At 67.9% G+C, this 23340-nt stretch carries 15 protein-coding genes; 9 read left to right on the top strand and 6 right to left on the bottom strand.

The features are described 5' to 3' along the window. Positions 1–140: 140 nt before the first annotated feature. A complete protein-coding gene (locus H7A87_RS00245; RefSeq protein WP_119127188.1) occupies positions 141–659 on the top strand; it encodes a hypothetical protein in 519 nt (172 codons plus the stop codon). Between the two features lie 11 nt (positions 660–670). On the opposite strand, the gene H7A87_RS00240 is transcribed toward H7A87_RS00245, so the two are convergent. The 3 genes from H7A87_RS00240 to H7A87_RS00230 form a co-directional block, all read right to left on the bottom strand. Beyond that, on the bottom strand, positions 671–970 hold the full coding sequence (locus H7A87_RS00240; protein ID WP_104585946.1) for a type II toxin-antitoxin system RelE/ParE family toxin: 300 nt from the start codon (positions 968–970) through the stop codon (positions 671–673). Next, positions 958–1215 (bottom strand): type II toxin-antitoxin system Phd/YefM family antitoxin, encoded by a 258-nt coding sequence (locus H7A87_RS00235; RefSeq protein ID WP_104585948.1) that lies wholly within the window; start codon positions 1213–1215, stop codon positions 958–960. The genes H7A87_RS00240 and H7A87_RS00235 overlap by 13 nt, the downstream gene beginning before the upstream one ends. 67 nt (positions 1216–1282) lie before the next feature. After that, the gene (locus H7A87_RS00230; RefSeq protein ID WP_104585950.1) at positions 1283–1945 is read right to left on the bottom strand and encodes a hemolysin III family protein; all 663 of its coding nucleotides are present in this window, start codon (positions 1943–1945) and stop codon (positions 1283–1285) included. A gap of 173 nt (positions 1946–2118) precedes the next feature. On the opposite strand from H7A87_RS00230, the gene H7A87_RS00225 reads away from it, so the two are divergent. From H7A87_RS00225 to H7A87_RS00200, 6 genes are all read left to right on the top strand, one after another. Beyond that, positions 2119–4614, top strand: coding sequence for a DEAD/DEAH box helicase (locus H7A87_RS00225; RefSeq protein ID WP_166766693.1), 2496 nt, complete (start codon positions 2119–2121; stop codon positions 4612–4614). Further along, a complete protein-coding gene (locus tag H7A87_RS00220) occupies positions 4611–6329 on the top strand; it encodes a ribonuclease H-like domain-containing protein (RefSeq protein ID WP_180496831.1) in 1719 nt (572 codons plus the stop codon). The genes H7A87_RS00225 and H7A87_RS00220 overlap by 4 nt, the downstream gene beginning before the upstream one ends. 474 nt (positions 6330–6803) lie before the next feature. Then, positions 6804–7634 (top strand): trypsin-like serine protease, encoded by an 831-nt coding sequence (locus H7A87_RS00215; RefSeq protein WP_119127187.1) that lies wholly within the window; start codon positions 6804–6806, stop codon positions 7632–7634. Positions 7635–7896: 262 nt separating this feature from the next. Then, positions 7897–16425: a glucoamylase family protein gene (locus H7A87_RS00210; RefSeq protein WP_180496976.1), complete on the top strand. Its 8529-nt coding sequence runs from the start codon at positions 7897–7899 to the stop codon at positions 16423–16425. After that, the gene (locus tag H7A87_RS00205) at positions 16422–16643 is read left to right on the top strand and encodes a hypothetical protein (protein WP_119127185.1); all 222 of its coding nucleotides are present in this window, start codon (positions 16422–16424) and stop codon (positions 16641–16643) included. Before H7A87_RS00210 ends, H7A87_RS00205 begins: the two co-directional genes overlap by 4 nt. A 420-nt stretch (positions 16644–17063) precedes the next feature. Then, positions 17064–18011: a LysR family transcriptional regulator gene (locus tag H7A87_RS00200; protein WP_104586230.1), complete on the top strand. Its 948-nt coding sequence runs from the start codon at positions 17064–17066 to the stop codon at positions 18009–18011. Positions 18012–18215: 204 nt separating this feature from the next. On the opposite strand, the gene H7A87_RS00195 is transcribed toward H7A87_RS00200, so the two are convergent. Further along, entirely contained in the window at positions 18216–18830 is a 615-nt protein-coding gene (locus H7A87_RS00195) for an NAD(P)H-dependent oxidoreductase (protein ID WP_119127184.1), read from the bottom strand. A gap of 224 nt (positions 18831–19054) precedes the next feature. Continuing rightward, entirely contained in the window at positions 19055–19936 is an 882-nt protein-coding gene (locus H7A87_RS00190; RefSeq protein WP_119127183.1) for a pirin family protein, read from the bottom strand. 277 nt (positions 19937–20213) lie between these two features. On the opposite strand from H7A87_RS00190, the gene H7A87_RS00185 reads away from it, so the two are divergent. Both H7A87_RS00185 and H7A87_RS00180 read left to right on the top strand, forming a co-directional pair. Beyond that, positions 20214–20558 carry a hypothetical protein gene (locus tag H7A87_RS00185; protein WP_016901594.1) on the top strand — a complete coding sequence of 115 codons (345 nt, stop codon included), beginning with the start codon at positions 20214–20216 and terminating at the stop codon, positions 20556–20558. Between the two features lie 874 nt (positions 20559–21432). Next, entirely contained in the window at positions 21433–22011 is a 579-nt protein-coding gene (locus H7A87_RS00180) for a methyltransferase domain-containing protein (RefSeq protein ID WP_104586234.1), read from the top strand. Between the two features lie 2 nt (positions 22012–22013). On the opposite strand, the gene H7A87_RS00175 is transcribed toward H7A87_RS00180, so the two are convergent. Then, positions 22014–23315, bottom strand: coding sequence for a DNA topoisomerase IB (locus H7A87_RS00175; protein ID WP_232087988.1), 1302 nt, complete (start codon positions 23313–23315; stop codon positions 22014–22016). Positions 23316–23340 lie beyond the last annotated feature (25 nt).

The raw sequence follows: 23340 nt of genomic DNA, 5'->3' as shown, positions 1-23340 counted from the left end.
CACCGCGCCGTCGCGACGCGGCCGGCCACAGCGCGCCTGGCGCGCCAGCCGGCAGCGGCGGATACTCCACGGCCGCCGATGCGCCCGCATCCGGCGCACCGCCCGCCGCGGTGCCACGTCACCCCTCGCATGGACGCCCCTTGCCGAACCTTCGCCTACACCGCTGCCTCCCACTCGGCCTGCTCGGCGCGTTGTGCGCCTGTACCGGCGCCGGCACCCCCGGCGCGCCTCGCCCGGAAGCCGAGCACTTCACCCTTGCCAACCTGCAGCAGCTTGGCTGCACGGTCACCGCCACGCCCAAGCGCACCAGGCACAAGATCCCGCTGATGGGCGAGGTCGATGGCTATGGCGTGACCAGCAGCAGCGCCTGCGCGACGCACCTGATCAGCCTGCTGCAGCCGATGACCTACGAGGACGCGGTGTGGGAAGGCGCACGTACCGCCGCCGGCAACTTTGCCAAGGAGCACGGCTTCGAGCGCGAAAGTTACGAAGGCCGGCTCGGCGAGTACAGCGAGATCGAGGTGTTCAGCCACGGCGGCACGCCGGTGGGCTTCGAGTACAACGTACAGGCCCGGGGCACGCTGCATTCGGTGATCGTGCTCTCCGACAGCATTGCGCCGGATGCGGCCTTCGAGGCGGTGTTGAAGACCAAGTTGTAGGGGGGGCGCTGTCAGCGCGAAAGACGATTTCTCCGGAGTAACCGCTCCGAGCGCATCACGTGAACCACGACGACGCGCTGCCCATCCACACGGTAGAACACGCGGCACGGTGGTTCGACGATTTGACGGTAGCGGGAGCGCTTGAGCTCCTGCGGGCGGCTCCCGCTCTCCGGGTGCTCGGCCAATTGCTCGACATGCGCAACCACCCGTCTCACCAGTGCCGCTGCGGCGGCTGCGTCCTCAAGTGCAATGTAGTCGGCAATCGCGTCCAGGTCGGCCACCGCCGGCTCCGACCAGACTATTTCAGCCATCGCGCCAGGCGTTGTTTGGCCTGCTCGTGGCTCAGGCTGCGGCCTTCCGCTACCGCCATTTCACCACGGGCGATACCTTCGAGGATCGCCATCCGCTGCTGCAGGCGCTCATAGCTGGTGACATCGACCAGATATGCGCTGGGCAGACCATGCTGGGTAATCAGGATCGGCTCCTTGTCGCGCTCGACATCAGCGAGGAGTTCGGTGGCCTGACGCTTGAGCGTGGTGACAAGTTCTGTGCGCATGGAGTGACACTAAAGTATCACTCAGGGTGAGGCAAGTCGGCTGCGCCGGGCGAGGCGGCCGACCTGGCTACACCCCGCCCAACGGCCGCAGGCACAACCAGATGGCGCACCAGTGCGAGAGCGCGCCGCCCAGCACGTGGGCGTGCCAGATGGCGCGGTTGTAGACCAGCGACTTGCGCACGTAGAAGGTGACGCCCACGGTGTAGAACGCGCCGCCGGCGGCGATCAGCCAGAGCACGGTGCTGTCCAGGCCGGCGACGAACGGCTTGATCACCACGATGCCGGCCCAGCCCAGCAGCAGGTAGATCGCCACCCAGAAGCCCTTGGCGATGCCGGGCAGGAACAGCTTGGCAAACACGCCGAACAAGGCCACGCCCCACACGCCCAGGATCATCGCCCAGCGCCAGGTGCCGTCCAGGGCGACCAGCAGGAACGGTGTGTAGGAGCCGGCGATCATCACGAAGATGCCGGCGTGGTCGAACTTGCGCAGCATCGGCTGGCGCTGCGGCGGGGCGAAGTTGTAGGCCGCCGAGCAGCCGAACATCACCAGCAGCCCCAGCGCGTACACGCAGGTGGCCAGCAGCATGGTCTGGTTGGCGTGGGCGCGCCAGACCATCCAGGCACCGCCGACGATGGCCAGGAACAAGCCGGCCGCATGCACGATCACATCGGCACGGCGGGCGGAGCGGGTCTTGTAGTGCGGGGCGGTGATGCTGGGGGAAACGGGCACGGCGGTTCTTCGAGATGGGGGAGCCCACGCCGTGCAGGCAACGGTGACGCGGCGGGGGCAACAGAATACCCGGCTTGCTGAATCCGCTCAGTGACACAGGCTCGCCGGTTTGGCCCCGGTCTCATACCCTGAGACACCTCCCCTGTCTCATGCCCCTCTTTGGGAGCCGCCGTATGCCTCCGTTTGCCCTCGCTCCCCGCACCGAAACCGCCGAACGCGCGCTGGCCACCACCGATGGCCGGCCCAGCCGCGATGGCGCACTGCTCACCGAACGCCTGGAACGGCGTTACCACGACCGCATCACCGGCAGCTTCACCCTGCCCGGCCGCGAGGGCCGCTATGCGCCGATCCCGGACGATGTGCCGGCCGCGCTGGCCGACGCCTTGCGCGCGCGCGGCATCGACCGGCTCTACAGCCACCAGGCCGACGCCTGGGCGGCCACCCAGCGCGGCGAGCATGTGGCGATCGTGACGCCCACCGCCTCGGGCAAGTCGCTGTGCTACACGTTGCCGGTGGTGAGCGCGGCGATGACCTCCGGCGCCAAGGCGCTGTACCTGTTCCCGACCAAGGCGCTGGCACAGGACCAGGTGGCCGAGTTGCTGGAATTGAACCGCGCCGGCGCGCTGGGGGTGAAGGCCTTCACCTTCGATGGCGACACGCCCGGCGATGCGCGCCAGGCGATCCGCCTGCATGGCGACATCGTGGTGAGCAACCCGGACATGCTGCACCAGGCGATCCTGCCGCATCACACCAAGTGGGCACAGTTCTTCGAGAACCTGCGCTATGTGGTGATCGACGAGATCCACACCTACCGCGGGGTGTTCGGCAGCCACGTCACCAACGTGCTGCGCCGGCTCAAACGCATCTGCGCGTTCTACGGTGCCAACCCGCAGTTCATCCTGTGCTCGGCCACCATCGGCAACCCGCATGCGCACGCGCAGGCCCTGATCGAAGAACAGGTGCACGCGATCACCGAGTCCGGCGCGCCCACTGGCGACAAGCACGTGCTGCTGTGGAACCCGCCGGTGGTCAATGCCGACCTGGGCCTGCGCGCGTCGGCACGCTCGCAGAGCAACCGCATTGCGCGCATCGCGATCAAGAGCGGGCTCAAAACACTGGTGTTCGCACAGACGCGGCTGATGGTGGAAGTGCTGACCAAATACCTCAAAGACATCTTCGACCACGACCCGCGCAAGCCGCCACGCATCCGTGCCTACCGCGGCGGCTACCTGCCCACCGAACGGCGCGAGGTGGAGCGCGCGATGCGCGCGGGCAACATCGACGGCATCGTCTCCACCTCGGCACTGGAGCTGGGCGTGGATATCGGCGCGCTGGACGTGGTGATCCTCAACGGCTACCCCGGCAGCGTGGCGGCGACCTGGCAGCGCTTCGGCCGCGCCGGGCGGCGCCAGCAGCCGGCGCTGGGCGTGCTGGTGGCCAGCTCGCAACCGCTGGACCAGTACGTGGTGCGGCATCCGGATTTCTTCGCCGATGCCTCGCCCGAGCACGCACGCATCGCGCCGGACCAGCCGCTGATCCTGTTCGACCATATCCGCTGCGCGGCGTTCGAGCTGCCGTTCATTGCCAGCGAACCGTTCGGGCCGATCGACCCGCTGGTGTTCCTGGAAGCATTGGCCGAAAGCGAGGTGATCCACCAGGAAGGCGACCGCTGGGAATGGATCGCCGACAGTTACCCGGCCAATGCGGTGAGCCTGCGCTCGGTGGCCGACGGCAACTTCGTGGTGGTGGACAAGAGCGACGGCAAGCAGCAGATCATTGCCGAGGTGGATTACTCGGCCGCTGCGCTGACCTTGTACGAAGGCGCCATCCACATGGTGCAGAGCACGCCGTACCAGGTGGAGCGGCTGGACTGGGAAGGCCGCAAGGCCTATGTCACGCGCACCCACGTGGACTACTACACCGACAGCATCGACTACACCAAGCTCAAGGTGCTGGACCGCTTCGATGGCGGCGTGGCCGGGCGCGGCGACTCGCATCATGGCGAGGTGCATGTGGTGCGGCGCGTGTCCGGCTACAAGAAGATCCGCTACTACACGCACGAGAACATCGGCTACGGGCCGGTCAACCTGCCCGACCAGGAACTGCACACCACCGCGGTGTGGTGGCAGCTGCCGCAGGCCACCCTGGGCAAGGCGTTCGCATCCAAACAGGATGCGCTGGATGGATTCCTGGGCGCCGCCTATGCGCTGCACGTGGTGGCCACGGTGGCGGTGATGGCCGATGCGCGCGACCTGCAAAAAGCGGTGGGCAATGGCGACGGCGCGTGGTTTGCGGTGGCCGACCAGACCGGGCGCGGGCAGCTGCGCGGCGTGGACGAGGGCGAAGAAGGCGCGGTGGAATTGCAGCAGGCGTTTGTGCCCACCGTGTACCTGTACGACAACTTTCCTGGCGGGGTGGGCCTGAGCGAGCCGCTGTGGCTGCGCCAGGCCGAGCTGCTGCAGCGTGCCGACGAGCTGGTGCGGCGGTGCGATTGCAGTGCCGGCTGCCCGGCCTGCGTGGGCCCGGTGCTGGCCGCGCATGAGGAAGGCAAGGGCGAGTCGCCCAAGTCGCTGGCCTTGACCGTGCTGGCGCTGTTGTTCGATGCGGATGCGCCGTTGCGGCATGCCACCCAGGTGGACGAGGACCTGGCGCTGGACGTGCTTGCATGAGTGTGAGTGCGGACCGGCTGCGGCTGTTGCGGCGCCAGGCCGGGCATGCCGATGTGCGTGCGCCGGTGGCGGCTGCAGACGGCGATGCAGCGCATGGCGCGCAGGCAGCGCCCGTGGTTGATGCGGATGCCGGAATTCTTGGTGGAGTGCTCCAACTGCATTCCAATGCAGGCGCGCCTGTTGCGCCGCATGCAGCTATGGCACGCGCAGTCGTGGATCCTGCTCCTACTAGCGACATTGCCGCACGTGAGGTGCGTCGTGGTGCATCTTCGCCCTGCGATGCGCCGGCGATCGCGCAGACCGGCATGGACGATGAAACCTCAGCGTTCGCGACCGAATGCATGATGCTTTCGCCTGCACAACAGATGCACTCCGCAGTGGTCGGACGAACATCTGGTGAAGCAGTTGTTGTGGGCGATGCGCGCACGCGTGCCGCAAGTGAAATGTCTGCAACCGCACAGCCGACGCGTGCGCCGGCAGCACCGGTGCCTGGCAGCGACCCTGGCGTGAGCGCAGAACGTCTGCGCCTGCTACGCCGTCAGGTCGGCGGGCTGACGCCTGCACCGCGCAGGGACGATGCGGTGATGCCCACGCGTGCGCAACGCCAGCCTGCGCCGGGTGCGGCTGCGCCTGCGTCACGCGCCCTGCCGCGCGGTGCGATTACGCCAAGCGCGCAGCCCGGCAGCGCAGAGGCTGTCCGTGCGCCCCGTCCCCAGCCCGCCGCAGCGGCGATGACGCGCCGCGCCCTGCAGGCGCCGGTTGCGGCGCCGCCTGCGCGCGATACCTCGGCGTTTGCCTGGGTGGAGCACGAGGTGCGCCACAAGCCGGCAGGCGCGGCGGCCGATGCGGCCGCGCGCGTGCCGGCGGTGCGCGCGACACCGGCTGCGCCCACTGCCAGCCCGGCACCGCAGCGACGTACCGATATCGCCGGGCTGCGCCGGATGATCGGCCTGCGCGAGCGCGCGGTCTCGACGCACGCACCGCTGCGTGCGGCCTCCACCGACCGGCAGCTGCCCGGCAACGAGATCGCGCCCGGCCTGCACCTGATCGAAGCCTTCCTGCCGCAGGCGATTCCACGCCAGGCGCTGTCGCTGGCCTTCGCCAAGCGCGAGGACGCGGTGGACCCGATGGACCTGCTGTTCTTCGACACCGAGACCACCGGCCTGGCCGGCGGCACCGGCACGCGCGCCTTCATGATCGGCGTGGCCGATTGGCACATCGACGCTGCGCAGGGCAGCGGGCTGCGCGTGCGCCAGCTGATGATGTCCACGATGGCGGCCGAAAGCGCGATGCTGGACCTGTTCCGCAGCTGGCTGTCGCCGCAGACGGTGCTGTCCAGCTACAACGGGCGCTGCTACGACGCGCCGTTGTTGAAGACGCGCTACCGGCTGGCGCGCCGCGGCGACCCGATCTCCGCGCTGGACCATGTGGACCTGCTGTTCCCCACACGCCGGCGTTACCGCGGCACCTGGGAGAACTGCAAGCTGGCCACCATCGAACGGCAACTGCTGCGCGTGGTGCGCGAGGACGACCTGCCCGGCTCCGAAGCCCCGGCGGCATGGCTGAGCTACCTGCGCGGCGGCAGCGCGCGCAACCTGCGCCGCGTGGCCGAGCACAACCACCAGGACGTGGTGACCTTGTCGCTGCTGCTGCAGCGCCTGGTGGCGGTGGAGGCACAGGACCGCGAGGTGATTCCGTTGATGGACGCGCCCTGAGGTCGATGCGCGATCGGTCGCGCAATCAGCGCAGCATCGGCCCGTGATTGCGATGCTGGATGCACCATGGAGCGCTCCCGACCGCCTTGCAGTGCGCACGTGAGAGCGACGCCCAGCCGAACGCGCGGTGTGCCCGGAGCCGGTACTGCTGCGGCAATGCCATCGGAAAAGACGGCCGCGTTGGCGACGGGAAACGTGCTGCGGCGCGCCGCGGCTTGCCGTGATCAGCCCTCGATCTGCGTGGCCAGCCCCTGTGCGATCGCCTCGCGCATGAGGCGCCGGGCTTCCTTGGACTGTGCGGTGGAGTAACGACTGCTATCGGCTTCAGGCATCGTTTCCTGCACTTCGTCGTCCCCCAGTCCACTTCGTCGGATCGCGTGCCCTATCTCTAGCCTGCTCAGCTATCGTGTGGCGGGATTTGCAAACGCGTTGCAGATAGGCCTCAGATCAAGACCTACAAGGAAGTGCGTATACATGAAACGCTGGCTGTTTGTCGCTTTGCTCACCTTTTCATTCGCGGCGAAGGGGGTTGTCATCCGCGCCGATGTTGACGACTCAGAATATCGCATCGATCAATCAGCATTTCCGGCGCTGGCAGACATGCCAGGCGAAGGGCATGGCGTGCTCATCGCGCCGAAGTGGGTCGTCACCGCCGCACACGCGGCTCCCATGGAAGGCATGGATGCGGAGGTAGCCATCAACGGGAACGCCTACAAAGTTGCTCGGGTATTCGTCCATCCTGGCTACAAGCACATGCCCGACGCATTGGGCCAAGACGCGTTGAAGTCGGGCGATCCGTCCAGGATTCACGCCTTTCTGGCAGGTTCGGATGACATCGCGTTGATCGCGTTGGATGCGCCTGTTGAGCAGGTTGCACCGGTCGCTCTCTATCGAGGCAGCGATGAGGTCACGGAAGTCGCCATGTTTGTAGGAGAGGGGGCAACCGGCAATGGCATTGAGGGGCAGATTCCCGGCTCTCCACATCGTGGCGCGCTGAGGCGGGCTTACAACGCCATTACTGGAGCGAACGACCGCTATCTCTGGTATCGATTCGATCCCCCTGCACAGGGGCTTCCCCTCGAAGGTGTATTGGGAAGCGGTGACAGCGGCGGCCCCCTCGTTGTGCAAGGTCAGGGCACTTGGCGACTCATCGGGCTGGGATCGTGGATCACGGCAGTTCCGGAACACGCGCTAGAGGCTGGCTTTTATGGGCAAATGGTCTACAACGTGCGCATCTCGCGATATGTCAGCTGGATCGATGGCGTGATGTGCGCGGCAGATGGAGCCTCCTGTGCGGGCAATTAGCCAACGCGGCTGCCTCTAGCGCGTGCCAGGAAGAAACCATCGCGATGAAGTGACCTGCCTTCACATGCGCCACCGGGCCAGCGCGCATGATCACAACCTCTAGCGGCGCACCTGCTGCACAGGTCATGTCTCGATGCCGCTACAGCGGAAGGCTTCTGCGTTCTCCCTCTGGTGGCAGTCGATCACGCAGCCAGCCGCAACATTGCAACAGTCTCCGGTCGATCCAGCGCCGCAAGGCGCGGCCCTGTTCGGCGACGAACAGATGCAAGCGCTGGGACAGGCGCTGGCGCAAGCCCATGTGCTGCATACCGGGCCCACGCGCGAGCTGCTGCTGGCGCAGCTCAAATCCAACCAGCGCTCGCTTGGCAGCACTGCTGCACGATTGAGCGAGATGGCGGCCGACGGCGTGCAATTGCACCCGGCCGGCGAATGGTTGCTGGACAATTATTATCTGGTCGAAGAACAGATGCGCCTGGCGCGCCAGCATCTTCCGCCCGGTTACAGCCGGCAATTGCCGCGCCTGCGCACGCCCACCTCGGTGGGCCTGCCGCGCGTGTATGAGCTGGGCTTGCAGGTGGTGGCGCATGGCGACGGGCGCGTGGATGTCATCACGCTGAGCCGTTTCATCGCCGCCTACCAACAGGTGGTGCCACTCAAGCTCGGCGAGTTGTGGGCGATTCCGATCATGTTGCGGCTGGCGCTGATCGACAACCTGCGCCGCATTGCCGACGACATCATGCACGATGGACGCGACAGCAGCCTGGCGGCGCATTGGGCGGCATTGCTCAACACCACTGCCGCCACCCAGCCCAAGGATGTGGTGGTGGTGGTGGCCGACCTGGCACGCTCGCAGCCGCCGGCCACCGGTGCATTCGTGGCCGAGCTGACGCGTGGCATCCAGGGCCGCGGGCCGGTGTTGTCGATGGCCAGCGCCTGGGTGGAGCAATGGCTGGCAAGCGAGGGCCACAGTGCGGAAGCGCTGGTGCACGCCGAAAGCCAGCGCCAGGCAGCCGAGCAGGTGTCGATCAGCAACAGCATCGGTAGCCTGCGGTTCCTGGACGAGATGGATTGGCGCGACTTCGTCGAGGCCATGAGCGTGGTCGAGCAGAGCCTGCGCAAGGATCCGGCCGACGTCTACGCACGCATGGATTTCCATACCCGCGATAGCTACCGGCATGTGGTGGAACAGCTGGCGCAGCGCCTGGAGCGCGACGAGCCGGCCGTGGCCGAGGCGGTGCTGCAGCTGGCCGCGCATTCCGATGCCGCCACGCCGGTGGCCAGCCACGTGGGCTATTACCTGGTGGATGCGGGCTTGCCGCGGCTGCGCGCCGCGCTGCGCGACCCAGCCGCGTCAGGCACGCCGGCGCCACTGCGCCCACGTGCGCGTCGCGTTGCGCTGCCGGTCTACCTGCTGCCGATCGCAGCGATCGCGTTGCTATGGACCGGCGTGCTGCTGCAGGGCGTGAGCGCAGCGCCGCCAATGCTGCGGTGGATCACCGCCGGCATCGCGCTGCTGGCCGCCAGCGAGCTGGGCATTGCGTTGGTCAACTGGGTGGCAACGCTGTGGGTGCGCCCACGTCCGTTGCCACGCATGGACCTGCGCGCCGGCATTACGCCCGACTGCCGCACGCTGGTGGTGATGCCGAGCATGCTGGCCAACCACGAGGCCATCGACGAGCTGGTCGGCGCGCTGGAGGTGCACTACCTGGCCAACCGCGACGCGCAGCTGTACTTCGCGCTGCTCACCGATTTCCTCGATGCCGGGCAGGCAGTGCTGCCCACAGACATGGCGCTGGTGGCGCATGCGGCGCAGCACATCGACCGGCTCAACGCGGCCTATGCCGATGCGCACGGCGACCGTTTCTTCCTGCTGCACCGCGCACGCCAGTGGAACGCCGGCGAGGGCTGCTGGATGGGCGCAGAGCGCAAGCGCGGCAAGCTGGAGGCGCTCAACCGCCTGCTGTGCGCCGACGACGCGCGGCTGCAGGCAGCCAGCGAATTCCTGCAGGTGCAGGGCGATGTGGCCGCGCTGGTACAGGTGCGCTATGTGATCACGCTCGACAGCGACACCCACCTGCCGCGGGATGCGGCACGCGCGCTGGTCGGGGCGATGTCGCATCCGTTGAATGTGCCGCGCATGGATGCGTCCGGGCAGATCGTCGAGGCCGGTTACGGCATTCTGCAGCCCGGCCTGGGCACCGGCATGAGCGAGGGCGGCGAATCGCGGTTTGCGCGCATGTTCGGCATCGAGCCGGGCATCGACCCGTACACCCGCGTGGTGTCGGACGTGTATCAGGATCTGTTCGGCGAAGGCTCCTTCATCGGCAAGGGCATCTATGCGGTGGCCACCTTCGAGCAGGTGCTGGCCGGCCGCTTCCCCGACAACCGTGTGCTCAGCCATGACCTGCTGGAAGGCTGCTACGTGCGCGCCGGCTTGCTCAGCGACGTGCGGTTGTACGAACGGCATCCGCAACGCTATGCCACCGATGCCAAGCGGCGCGCACGCTGGGTGCGTGGCGACTGGCAGTTGTTGCCATGGCTGTTGCCGTGGGTGCCCGACCGTGGCGGCCGACGCGCGCGCAATCCGCTGTCGTGGTTGTCGCGCGGCAAGTTGCTGGACAACCTGCGCCGCAGCCTGGTGGCACCGGCCGCCTTGGGCTTGTTGGTGATCGGCTGGCTGGTCTCGCCCACCCCGTTGCGCTGGACGCTGTGGCTGCTGGTGCTATGGCTGCTGCCGGGGCTGTGTTCGGCGCTGTATGCGCTGGCGCATCCGCCCGAGGGCCTGGGACTGCGCCATCACGCGCGCCAGGTCGGGATGGGGCTGCGTCAGCACCTGCTGCGCACCGGCGTGGTGCTGGCCTGCCTGCCATTCGAAGCAGGGCTGCAGCTGTCGGCAATCGCCCGCACGCTGGTGCGGATGACGATCACCCGGCGCCACCTGTTGCAGTGGGCGCCCTCCAGCGAAGTGGAGCGCAGCGCGCGCAGCGGCAATGCCGAGCAACAGCTGATGGCCGGCGCGGCCTGCAGTGCGGCCTTGGTGGTCGCCGCGGTGGCGTGGTGGTCGCCGCTGGCCCTGTGGGCGGCATTGCCGCTGGGGCTGGCGTGGATGGGCGCGCCCTGGTTGATGGCCTGGCTGGGCGAGCAGCCCGCCGCGCCGGTGGCACAGCTGTCGCAGGAGCAGCGCGCCTTCCTGGGTGGATTGTCGCGGCAAACCTGGGCGTTCTTCGAGAGCCATTGCACGGCGCAGCATCATTGGCTGCCGCCGGACAACGTGCAGGAATATCCGGTCACGGTGGTGGCCAACCGCACCTCGCCGACCAATATCGGCCTGGGCCTGCTGGCCAATCTGGCCGCCTACGATCTGGGCTACCTGACGGTGGCCGGCGTGATGACCCGCGTGGCCGATACCCTGGCCACGCTGGAAACGCTGCCGCGCTACCGCGGCCATTTCTACAACTGGTACGACACCGAAACGCTGGTGCCGTTGTTGCCGCGCTACGTCTCCACCGTGGACAGCGGCAACCTGGTCGGGCATCTGTTGACGCTGCGGCAAGGGCTGCTGGCGCTGGTGGATGCACCGGCGGTGTCGATGGCCGTATTCGATGGACTGGCCGACATCCTGGGCCTGCTGGCATCGCCAGCACGCACACGCAGCGACGCCGCCACCGAGGCACTGGACGCAATGGCGCAGAGCGTGCAGCGCATCCGCAGCCAGCCCGCGCCGAACCTGCACCAGGCCGAGCAGGCGCTGGCCCTGCTGCTGGCGCAGAGCCACACGCTCCTGGCGCTGATGCCGGGCAGCGACGACGACGAGCCGTGGCCGCAACGCTTGATCGACAGCTGTGCGGCCGCCCTGGCCGAGGTGGTCCATTGTGCAGGCACGCCTGCCGATACCGATGCGCACGCAACGCAGACGCCTGGCGCCGCCGTCGCCACGCTGCGCCAACTCGCCGCTGGCCACCTCACATCTGGCGTACAGACCTGGGCCGCCGCACGCGTGCAGGAGCTGCAACGGCTTGCGCATATCGCCGGGCAATTGGCGCAGATGGACTACGACTTCCTCTACACCCCCGCCCAGCAGTTGCTCTCGATCGGCTACAACGTCGACGACCACCGCCTGGACAGCGGGCATTACGATCTGCTCGCCTCCGAGGCCCGCTTAGGGATCTTCGTGGCCATCGCCCAGGGCAAGCTGCCGCAGGACAGCTGGTTCGCACTCGGGCGCACGCTCACCGACACCGGCGCCGAACCGACGCTGCTGTCGTGGAGCGGCTCGATGTTCGAGTACCTGATGCCCGATCTGGTGATGCCCAGCTACCCGCAGACCTTGCTGAGCCGCTCGATGCGCGGCGCGGTGCAGGCGCAGATCCGCTACGGCGCAGCACGCGCGGTGCCGTGGGGCGTGTCCGAATCGGGCTACAACACGGTCGATACGCGGCGCAATTACCAGTACCGCGCTTTTGGCGTGCCCGGCCTGGGGCTCAAGCGCGGCCTGGGCCAGGACCTGGTGATCGCCCCATATGCCAGCGCCATGGCACTGATGGTCGAACCGGATGCGGCCTGCCGCAACCTGCAGCAGCTGCAGGCGCTGGGATTTGGCGGGCGCTTCGGCTTGTACGAGGCGATCGACTACACCCCGTCGCGGGTGCCGCGTGGCGAACACCACGCGCTGGTGCGCTCGTTCATGTCGCATCACCAGGGCATGGCGCTGCTGGCGCTGGACCACGTGTTGCGCGATGCGCCGATGCAGCGGCGCTTTGTCGCCGACCCGCAGTTCCAGGCCACGCTATTGCTGCTGCAGGAGCGCGCACCGCGCGCCGGCGTCTACGTCAAAGGCCTGGCCGACGCGGCGCAACGCCCGGTGGCCGCCGAGGCGGGCATGGCCTTGCGCATCCATCGCGACCCCAGCCTGGCCCAGCCGGCGCTGCAGTTGCTGTCCAACGGGCGCTACCACGGCATGCTGACCTCGGCCGGCGGTGGCTACAGCCGCGCGCGCGACATGGCGGTGACGCGCTGGCGCGAGGACGGCACCCGCGATCACTGGGGCACGTTCTGCTACCTGCGCGATGTGGACAGCGGCGTGGTGTGGTCGGCCGCGCATCAGCCCACCTGCGTGCCGGTGGAGCGCTACGAGGCGATTTTTTCCGAGGCCAAGGCCGAGTTCAAGGGCAGCCACCAGCGCTACGACAGCCATCTGGAAATCGCCATTTCCGCCGAGGACGACGTGGAACTGCGCCGGCTGCGCATCCGCAACCGCTCGCGGCAGACGCGCGTGATCGAAATCACCACCTATGCCGAAGTGGTGCTGGCACCGGCGCAGGCCGACGAGGCACATCCGGCCTTCAGCAACCTGTTCGTGCAGACCGAGATCCTGGCCGACAAACAGGCGCTGCTGTGCACGCGACGCCCGCGCGGGCATGACGAAGCGCAGCCGTGGATGCTGCACCTGGTGGCCGTGCACGACGCCGATGTGGCGTCGATCTCCTACGAGACCGACCGCGCCGCGTTTGTCGGGCGCGGGCGCAGCACCCGCGATCCGTTGGCGCTGCACGGTCAGGCCAGCCTGTCCGGCGCAGCCGGCTCGGTGCTGGACCCGATCGTGGCGATCCGCTGCCGTATTTCGCTGGCGCCGGACCAACAGGCGCAGGTGGACATGGTCTACGGCGTCGGTACCCAGCGCGCGGCCTGCACCGCGTTGATCGACAAGTACCGCGACCGCCGTCTGGCCGATCGCGTATTCGACCTGGCACTGACCCAGAGCCAGGTCACCCGCCGGCAGATCAATGCCTCGCTGGACGACGCGATGCGCTACGAGCGGCTGGCCGCGCGCGTGCTGTTCGTGGACCCGCAACTGCGCGCCGACAACGAAGTGCTGCTGCACAACCATCGCGGCCAGTCGGCATTGTGGAGTCACGCCATCTCCGGCGACCTGCCGATCGTGCTGTTGCGCATCACCGACCCGGACAATCTGGAGCTGGTGCGCCAGCTGGTGCAGGCGCACGCGTACTGGCGCCTGAAAGGCCTGCGCGCGGATCTGGTGATCTGGAACGAAAGCCAGTCCGGCTATCGGCAGTCGCTGCAGGACGCCATCCTGGGCCTGATCGCCGCCGACCCCGAGGCCAATGTGCTCGACCGCCCTGGCGGCATCTTCGTGCGCGCCATCGAACATATCTCGCAGGAAGACCGCGTGCTGCTGCAGACCGTGGCGCGCGCGATCCTCAGCGATGCCAACGGCAGCCTGGACGCGCAGCTGCAACGCCACCCCAGCGCACGCGCGCTGCCGCCGGCGCTGGAACCCATCCAGCAACTGGACAGCGCCGATTATCCAAGCAGCACGCACGCCGCCTACCTGGACACCACCCTGCAGGCCGCCGCCGAAGAAGCGGTGGTGTTCGACAACGGCCTGGGCGCGTTCGCTGCCGACGGCCGCGAATACCGCATCACCCTGGACCCGGGCGCGGCCACGCCGGCGCCCTGGTGCAACGTGATGGCCAATGCGCACTTCGGCACGGTGGTCAGCGACAGCAGCCCTGGTTACAGCTGGGCCGAGAACGCGCACGAATTCCGGCTTACGCCGTGGCACAACGACCCGGTCGGCGATGCCTCCAGCGAGGCGTTCTACCTGCGCGACGAAGACACCGGCCAGGTCTGGTCGCCGATGGCGCTGCCGTGTCGCGGCAACGCGCGCTACACGGTGCGCCACGGGTTCGGTTACAGCGTCTACAGCCATATCGAACACGGCATCGGCAGCGAGCTGTGGGTGTTCGTCGATGTGGAACGGCCGATCAAGTTCAGCCATCTGCGGCTGAAGAATCTGTCCGGGCGCCCGCGCCGGCTCAGCGTGACCGGCTATGTGGAATGGGTGCTGGGCGACATCCGCACACGCTCGCAGTTGCATGTGGTCAGCGAGGTGGACCTGGGCAGCAGCGTGCTGACCGCGCGCAACCCGTACAACACCGAGTTCGACGGGCGCGTGGCATTCTTCGATGCCGATGCACCCAGCCGCAGCATCACCGCAGACCGCAGCGAATTCATCGGGCGCAACGGCAGCCTGGCCGCGCCCGCAGCACTCGGCCGGCAACGCCTGTCCGGGCGCGTGGGTGCCGGCCTGGACCCGTGCGCGACGATCCAGATTCCGGTGACGCTGGCGGCCGAGCAGAGCTTTGAAACGGTGTTCCGCCTGGGCGCGGCGGTGGATCGCGACACCGCGCTGACACTGGCACGCCAGAGCCGCGGCGTCGCTGCCGCGCAAGCCGCCTTGCTGGCGGTGCGCGCGCACTGGCAGCAGGTGCTGGGCAGCGTGCAGGTGCGCACGCCCGACCCGGCGGTGGACCTGCTGGCCAACGGCTGGCTGCTCTACCAGACCATCGCCTGCCGGTTCCTGGCACGCAGCGGCTACTACCAGTCCGGTGGCGCCTACGGGTTCCGCGACCAGCTGCAGGACAGCATGGCGATGGTGCACGCGCAGCCGGCGCTGGCCCGCGCGCATCTGCTGCGCTGTGCTGCGCATCAGTTTGCGCAGGGCGATGTGCAGCATTGGTGGCATCCGCCGCAGGACCGCGGCGTGCGCACGCAGTGCTCGGACGATTTTCTGTGGTTGCCGCAGGCGCTGTGCCGTTATCTGGAGGTCACCGCAGATGCAAGCGTGCTGGACGAGCGGGTGAGCTTCATCGACGGGCGCGCCCTCAAGCCCGACGAGGAATCGTATTACGACCTGCCGCAGATCACCGGCAACGTGCAGTCGCTGTACGCGCACTGCGTGCTCGCCCTGCAACGCGGCATGGCACGGCTGGGCGAGCGCGGCCTGCCGCTGATCGGCAGCGGCGACTGGAACGACGGCATGAACCGGGTCGGCAAGGACGGCAAGGGCGAAAGCGTGTGGCTGGGCTTTTTCCTCTACGACGCCTTGTTGCGCTTTTCCGCCGTGGCCACACAGCGCGACGATGCAGCCTTCGCGGCAACCTGCCGCACGCAGGCGCAGGCGTTGCGCACCGCGCTGGAGCAGCACGCCTGGGACGGGCAGTGGTACCGGCGGGCCTGGTTCGACGACGGCACGCCGCTGGGTTCGAGCGATTCGGACGAATGCCGCATCGATTCGCTGTCGCAGAGCTGGGCGGTGCTGTCCGGGGCGATGGATCCGGCACGCAGTGCACAGGCGATGGAGGCGATGCACCAGCAGCTGGTGGATGCGGACGCCGGTATCGTCAAGCTGCTGGTGCCCCCGTTCGACCGCACCGGGCATGACCCGGGCTATATCCGTGGTTACGTCCCCGGCGTGCGCGAGAACGGCGGCCAGTACACGCATGCGGCGGTGTGGGCGACGATGGCCTTTGCCCACCGCGGCGACAGCGCGCGCGCCTGGCAACTGGCCGGCCTGATCAACCCGATCCACCACGCCCGCGACGCGGCCGGCATGCAACGCTACAAGGCCGAGCCCTATGTGCTGGCCGCCGATGTCTACGCGGTGGCACCGCACGCTGGCCGCGGCGGCTGGAGCTGGTATACCGGCGCGGCCGGCTGGATGTACCGGCTGCTGACCGAATCGCTGCTCGGCCTGCAGCGCCACGGCGAGCGCATGCACATCGTGCCGTGCATCCCGGCCGGCTGGCCGGGCTACCAGCTGCGCTATCGCTTCGGCAGCAGCACCTATGTCATCGACGTCAACCAACGCCCGGGCATCGAGGCGCGGCTGGAGATCGACGGCGTGACCCAGGCCGAGCTGGCTTTCACCCTGGTTGACGACGGTGCGGTCCACGCTGTGGCACTGGACTGGCCGGCGGACGCGACATGAGCACACGCAGACATACCCATACCAGCCATCAACTCGCCGACCTGGGCAAGATGCTGTCGGTCTGGCCGCAGCGGGTGCGCGACCCCAGCCAGTTCTGGCCGCAATTCGATGCCTTGGCCAAAGGCATTCTCGACGAGGCGGACCAGGCGGACCTGCAGCGGGTGCAGCGCCGCCTGCGGCAGCTGTTGCACCGCCATGGCCTGACGCGCAAGCAATAAGCGCGGCGGCAATCTCCACGGCGGCGGCTCGGCGGCGGCATCCATGCCGCCACACGGTCCCGCAACCGGCAAGGACACCGCACCAGACAATTCGTCGGCACTCATCTGAAAGCGTCTGTCGCGCGGTGTGCATCAGACCCGGAGCCGATGCTTCATGGTCGAACGAGACGCACCCAGCACTGCTCTTATCTTTGCGTATCGACCATCTCGACGGGTCCTTGCCCGCTCACCGTCGCGGGACCTTACGCGGCATGGATGCGCGTAAGAGCCTACATGGACGTACTTACGGCGTGTCCTGCGATGGTGGGCGGGGAAGGGCCCTGCAGCCACAGCTGCCGCATACAGCACTCGATGCCGTCATGATCGACTGCGCGCAGCCAGCACGCTTAGACTCCGCGTTTGCACCTGCCAAGGCCGCTGGTGATCGATCTCAATGACATTGCGCTGTATGTGCAGGTGGTGCGCAGCGGCAGTTTTGCCGAGGCCGCGCGCAGGCTTGGCACCGCGCCCAACAGCGTCAGCCGGCGCGTGCAGCAGCTGGAAGCGCAGCTGGACACGCGCCTGATGCAACGCTCCACCCGCAAGCTCACCCTGACCGATGCCGGGCAGGCCTTTTACGAACGTTGCGCCGACGCGGTGGACGGGCTGACCTCTGCCGGGCAGAGCCTGGTGGCAGGTGGCGAGGAAGCGGCCGGCCTGGTGCGGGTGGCGGCGCCGGCGGATTTCCTGGATTTCTTTCGCGTCGAATGGGTGGGCGAATTTCTCGCCGCGCATCCGCGCGTGCGCCTGGAATTCGTGCTCAGCGACGCCAAGGCCGACCTGATCGCCGAGCGCATCGATGTGGCCTTCCGGGGCGGTGTGGTGACGGACCTGGGCTATGTCGGCCGCCAGATCCTGGCCGACACCAACGATGTGCTGGTGGCCAGCCCTGGCTACCTGCAGGCACGCGGCAGGCCGCTGCGGCTGGATGAATTGCCGCAGCACGACTGCCTCAGTTTCCCGCATCCGAGCGGGTACGCCACCTGGACGCTGGTCGGCCCGTCCGGGCTTGCCGAAGACGTCCAGGTGCAGGCGCGCATGGCCGCCACCACCGCGCGCGCGCTGCGGCTTGCGGCGGTGGCCGGACTCGGCATCGCGTTGTTGCCGCAGGCGCTCACCTGGCCCGATATCCACGAAGGTCGCCTGACCGTGGTGTTGCCGGATTTTCAACGCAAGGGCCAGAGCCTGTACGCGCTGTATCCAAGCCGGCACCATCTGCCGCGCGCGGTGTCGGCGTTCATCCAGGCCGTGACGACGCGATTGAATGCGGCTGAATGCAAAGAGGTGACTGGCTTGGCGAACAGCGTCGCCATGCCGGGCGTGCGGTGAGCGTGGCGATGCGGAGTGCGGCGGTTCAACGCCTTGATTCGATTAAGTCTCCGCACCGAGCATGCGTGCGAAATGTGGTCCATCCAGCGGCGCGCTGTCCGCTCGTGCAGTGTCGGCACGTGTGAAAGATCGGCACCGCGCAAACCGATGACATGATCGCCAGCGCGGGCGATGCCCCCCGGCACGCATCGCCCGCCACATCACTCAGGCAGCAAGCCCAGCGATCTGCTGCTGGGCGCTGGCAATCCCCGCCTGGCGGGCGTCTGCGCCAGTGGCCAGGCCTTCGGCCACGATGACCTCGGGGGCGTGCACGCCGACAAAGCCCAGCGCGGTGCGCATGTAGCTCTCTGCATGCTCCAGCGATGCCATCGGCGAGCCGGCGCCATAGAAGCCGCCACGCGCCACCAGCAGGATCACGCGCTTGTTGCCGGCCAGCCCTTCGGGCACGCCCTGCGCGTTGTAGCGGAAGGTCTTGCCGGCCACCAGCACCCGATCGATCCAGGCCTTGAGCTGGGTCGGGATGGTGAAGTTGTACAGCGCCACGCCGATCACCACGGTGTCGGCGTCCAGGAACTCCTGCAGCACCGCCGCACTGGTGGCAAGTTCAGCGGCCAGTGCCGGGCTCTGGTCGCCGGTGGGATTCTGCTGGGCCGCCAGATGCGCGCCGGACAGATGCGCCAGCGGCTCGGCGGCCAGATCGCGGTAGGTCACCGCGATATCGCTGTTGCCGGACTGCAACCTTGCGACGGTGGCCGCCGAGAGCTGACGGCTGGCCGAGTAAGCGCCGAGGATGCTGGAATCGAGATGGAGCAGTTTCATGTCGGTACCTTTGGAAACGTGTGGGAAGTGAGGGATTCGGCGACGCGTGGCGCAGGCGCACACGCATCGACGTGGTGGAGGTGGTGATTGAGATGAACTGCCGAAGGCGCGCCGGTTGGGAGGTCTACCGCCCTGGGAAGCGTCGGCAGTGCGCCGGTGTGGCTGGCAACCGGCGCGCTGTGCGCCGGCCACACGGCATGCATGGCCGGCCGCTGGCGTCGGGCTCAGACCAGGCGGCCGCGCGCGCGCAACTGCTCGCCGATGCGGCGGATTTCCGCCTCACCCTGCGCCAGCGTGGCCTCGCTGGTGTGCACCGAGTAGTGGCCCATCACCAGCTCGTGTGGATGCTTGACCGCCGAGCCCAGCACGAAGGAGGTCGCCCCCACCGCCGCCACCTCGATGGCCTGCTCGGCATCCTTGAACACCGCCATCTGGCCGCTGCCGATGGTCTCGGCCGCTTCCAGCTGGCCGCCGTGCACCGCGATCCAGGCCACCGTGTGACCGGCCGGCGGCACATAGCGCCAGGTCTCGCCGCCGCGCAGCTGCACACCCAGGTAGGTCATGTCGGCCGGCGCCGGGATCCTGCTTTCCAGCGCGCCGTAGCGACCCAGCAGCACCCGCACCGGGCCGGCCACCGGCACATCGTCGGGCGACAGATACAGGCTTTGCGCCGGGGCATTTTCTTCGCTGGCGGGCAAGGCGACCCACAGCTGGAAGCCCTTAACCGTGGCCTGGCCGGCCAGCCCGCCGTCATGCCAGACGCCGTTGCCGGCACGCATCCACTCCACCCCGCCGGTCGGCAGGATGCCCTGTTCGCCGGTGGAATCTTCGTAGCCCAGCTGGCCACTCATCAGGTAGGTGAGCGTGGCAATGCCTGAATGCGGGTGCATCCCCATCGGCGCACCGCCGATCGACGGCTCGACGGTGAACAGGTCCAGGAACACGAACGGCTTGACCAGCTGGCCCAGGTCGCCCGGGCTCATCAGCCGGGTGATCGGGCCGCGGGTGCTGCCGCGGGTGCGGAACACCACCGGGCGCGGCGCGCCCAGCTCGCTGGGCGTGTGCTGCGGCTGAGCGGGGTCGGCGGTCGCCAGTTGTGCGTGCATGCCAGATCTCCTTGCGGCGGTGGTGGGGCGCGCGGCCCCGTGAGGCACACAGTAAAGATCCGCCGATTGATGGACTAGCCGGAAGATGTGGAGTGGAGTCGTCCAGAAATCGCAGTAATCGCAGGCGGAGACTGCGGGTCACGCAACAAGGGCCCGGCGCAGCGCCCTGGGCAGCGGCAGGCATGGTGCGTCTGCCACCGCGCCTGCGGCGCAGTCTTCATGCCACGCCAACAACGGGTTCTTCACGCTTGCCACATTCTTCCGCTGGAGACCCCCGATGATCCGCACCCTCGCCCCGCTCGCTGCCGTGTTGTTGCTCTCGGCCTGTGCCTCCAACCAGGTTGCGCAGGTGCAGCCCATCGACGGGGCCATCTCCGGCCAGTGCCATATCGACAAGGTGCGCGGCGCTGTCGGCCTGGCCGCAGCGGCGCAGACCATCGAACGGGCGCGCGTGGACAGCGACAGCCTGCAGGTCAGCGTGCGCCGCGGCGAACGCGCCACCGGCGGTACCACTGCCAGCGGCCTGGCCGACCCGGCCCAGGGCGCCAGCGAAAGCGGCGGCGATCACCTCACCGTCGAGACCGGCCCGAACAACAACATCACCGCGATCTACTGCGGCTAAGACTGGCCCCCGGCATCGTGGCCGCCCCACCACGGGCGGCCACGCGTAGCGCGCAGGCACCACGTTGCCTGCAACTGCCGGACCACGCCCAGACCCCACGCTGGCGAACCGGCCAACCACACCGCTGAGCGCTATCCCATGGGCTGACGGAACTGGCGTTGGTCCCAGCCGCCGGTGCGGCAGGCGGCAGCATGTCGCCAATCGTCGCACGGTGCTGATCACGCTTTAGTGGATCAGCAACATGTTCGATGCGGCGGCCGGATGCAGGCATCTGCGTTGGTCGGCGCCATGGCAGCTCCCCAGGGATCGGCGCTCAGCGCGATCGCGCTGCCGGCCGTGGCGGCTGATCTCGCCCGGCCTGCTGTCCATTGCCAACACCGCACGCCGGATGACGACGCCAGACCATCGTGCGATGGCACGTAGTGAGTCAGTGCGTGCAAATCGCCTGGATGCGCGCGTGCCTGCACACCCGAGCATGACCCAGTTGTCCGGCATGGCACGCAGCGGCGCGCCATCGCCGCTGCTGTCGGTGCGCAGCGTCTGCACGATCGACGCGCGGCGCCAACCGCGCAGTTTGGCTGTCGCCCGCCTGTGCGATGCAGGCGTTCGTGCAAGCGCGGCGCACTGCACCAGGCCATCGCCTGCAGCGACGATCGCCCAGACACCTGCTCTTTGATGACGTCATCAGTGCAGTACCAACGTGGCCTTGCCATGGCGCCAATGCTGATAAGAACCTGAACTCTCGTGGCCGATTCGCAGTCAGGACAGACGGCGGACAGCGTCTTGCTTTAGCCTTGTTTTTCGCACGATCGCGCATTTGCACCGATATGCGCAGCTACGGTTTGAACGAACTCTTTCAATGTTGTGAGGATAGATGGCTCGTTCGTATATGACGTCGTTTTTTCGCGAATGGCTCACCGCACCCTGCTCCGTTGCCGCGATACTCCCCTCCGGACGCGCACTCGCCTCCGTCATCACATCCGAGTTGTCGGAACAGACCGGCCGCGTTCTCGAACTCGGGCCGGGCACCGGCGTGTTCACTCAGGCAATGATCGACAAGGGCGTGCGGGAAAAGAACCTCATCCTGCTCGAGTACAACGCCACCTTCTCCGCGTTGCTCAGGCAGCGCTTTCCACACGCACGCTTGCTGCAGATGGATGTTGCCGATCTCGAATCGGTACCCCGCATCGATGGAGCCTGCGTCGATGCCGTGGTCTGCGGCCTTGGCTTGTTGAACATGCCGGCGCATCAGGTGGCCGCGATCCTGCGTGGCGCCTTCCTGCAGTTGAAGCCCGGCGGCCGGCTGTACCTGTTTACCTACGGATTCAAGTGCTCGGTTCCGGCGCAGATACTCGACGCGCTGGATCTGGAGGCCGTCAGGATCGGGCGCACCTACCGTAACGTGCCGCCTGCGACGACCTACCGCATCCAGCATCGCGCCTGTCGGCGATAGCCTCAGGCCGATGCTGCACGGCGCGGGTGCGCCCCGGCCGCCTTGCGCGGTTTGCTGCTGGTTTTGCCTGGCTTGCTGCGCGAGTCGGTCAGAAAGCGCAGCGTGGCCGCTTCCCACTGGCGCTCGCCGCGCACGCCGGTGGCCATGGCCTGCAGGTGGCCGGCACGCCAGCCTTCGAACACGCATGGGTCGATGTAGGCCTTGCGGCATACCGAGGGCGTGTTGCCCAGCGCGTTGGCCACTTCGCGGATGACGTCGTTCTGCACCTGGGTCAGCGCGCGTTCGCTCATGCGCTCGGGCAGCGGCAGGCGCGCCAGCCGTTGCAGCGCGGCCAGCGTGCCGCCCCAGGTGCGGAAATCCTTGGCGGTGAAATCCTCGCCCATCGCCTCGCGCAGGTAGTCGTTGACCTCGCCCGAATCCACCGGCTGCAGCTGGCCGTCGTCATCGCGGTACTGGAACAGCGATTGCCCGGGCAATTGCTGGCATTCGCGGATCAGTTTGACCAGCTGCTTGTCGTCCACCTCGATATCGTGATCCTGGCCGCTCTTGCCGCGGAACTTCAGCCGCGCACGTCCGCCGCGCAGGAATTCCATATGCCGGTTGCGCAAGGTGGTCAGCCCGTAGGAACGATTGCTGCGCGCATATTCGGCGTTGCCCACGCGCACCAGGGTGTCGGCCAGCAACGCCACCACGATCGCCAGCACCTTCTCGCGCGGAAAGCCCGGCAGGACCAGATCGCGGCGCAGCCGGCGGCGTAGCTTGGGCAACGCCTGGCCGAAGGCGATCACCCGTTCGAACTTGCCTTCGCCACGCACCTGCGCCCAATCGGCGTGGTAGCGGTACTGCTTGCGCCGGCGCGCATCGCGCCCGGTGGCCTGCAGATGGCCGTTGGGCTTGGCGCAGATCCACACCTCGGTATACGCCGGCGGAATGGCCAGGGCGCGGATGCGCTGCAAGGTCTCCGCATCGGCCACGCGCTGCCCGTCTGCGCTGCGGTAACTGAAGCTCTTGCCGGCCTTGCGGCGGCTGATGCCGGGCTGCTGATCGTTGACGTAGGTGAGCCCGGCCGCGCGCGCGGTGGCCTTGGCCTGCGCGACCGCGGCCACGCTCGCCACCGCGGCCGTGGCGGCCACCGCGCCGGCGGCAACGGAGGCCAGCTTGCCGGCCGCGCGCGCGGTGGCTGCGGCATTGCGAAGAACACGTTTGGCTTTCATTGCGCACGGATCGAAGGACAGGCGCCGATTGTTGGGCCGGGCGGGACTAGGCCGCGTCAACGCTGCGACAACGCCATGTGGGCAAGCGATGCCCGCGGGCGGGTTTTCTGCTTAT

It is taken from the genome of Xanthomonas sp. CPBF 426 (assembly GCF_903989465.1).
GTDB lineage: Bacteria > Pseudomonadota > Gammaproteobacteria > Xanthomonadales > Xanthomonadaceae > Xanthomonas > Xanthomonas euroxanthea.
Note: the sequence above shows the minus strand (reverse complement) of the source record. Positions and strands in the feature narration are given on the sequence as shown.

Coding starts and splice junctions, on each gene's coding strand:
- H7A87_RS00225 (WP_166766693.1), top strand. CDS start 2,119: ATGCCTCCGTTTGCCCTCGCTCCCCGCACCGAAACCGCCGAACGCGCG.
- H7A87_RS00190 (WP_119127183.1), bottom strand. CDS start 19,936: ATGCACGCACAACTGGCGACCGCCGACCCCGCTCAGCCGCAGCACACG.
- H7A87_RS00185 (WP_016901594.1), top strand. CDS start 20,214: ATGATCCGCACCCTCGCCCCGCTCGCTGCCGTGTTGTTGCTCTCGGCC.
- H7A87_RS00180 (WP_104586234.1), top strand. CDS start 21,433: ATGGCTCGTTCGTATATGACGTCGTTTTTTCGCGAATGGCTCACCGCA.
- H7A87_RS00195 (WP_119127184.1), bottom strand. CDS start 18,830: ATGAAACTGCTCCATCTCGATTCCAGCATCCTCGGCGCTTACTCGGCC.
- H7A87_RS00235 (WP_104585948.1), bottom strand. CDS start 1,215: ATGCGCACAGAACTTGTCACCACGCTCAAGCGTCAGGCCACCGAACTC.
- H7A87_RS00220 (WP_180496831.1), top strand. CDS start 4,611: ATGAGTGTGAGTGCGGACCGGCTGCGGCTGTTGCGGCGCCAGGCCGGG.
- H7A87_RS00210 (WP_180496976.1), top strand. CDS start 7,897: ATGCAAGCGCTGGGACAGGCGCTGGCGCAAGCCCATGTGCTGCATACC.
- H7A87_RS00215 (WP_119127187.1), top strand. CDS start 6,804: ATGAAACGCTGGCTGTTTGTCGCTTTGCTCACCTTTTCATTCGCGGCG.
- H7A87_RS00240 (WP_104585946.1), bottom strand. CDS start 970: ATGGCTGAAATAGTCTGGTCGGAGCCGGCGGTGGCCGACCTGGACGCG.
- H7A87_RS00205 (WP_119127185.1), top strand. CDS start 16,422: ATGAGCACACGCAGACATACCCATACCAGCCATCAACTCGCCGACCTG.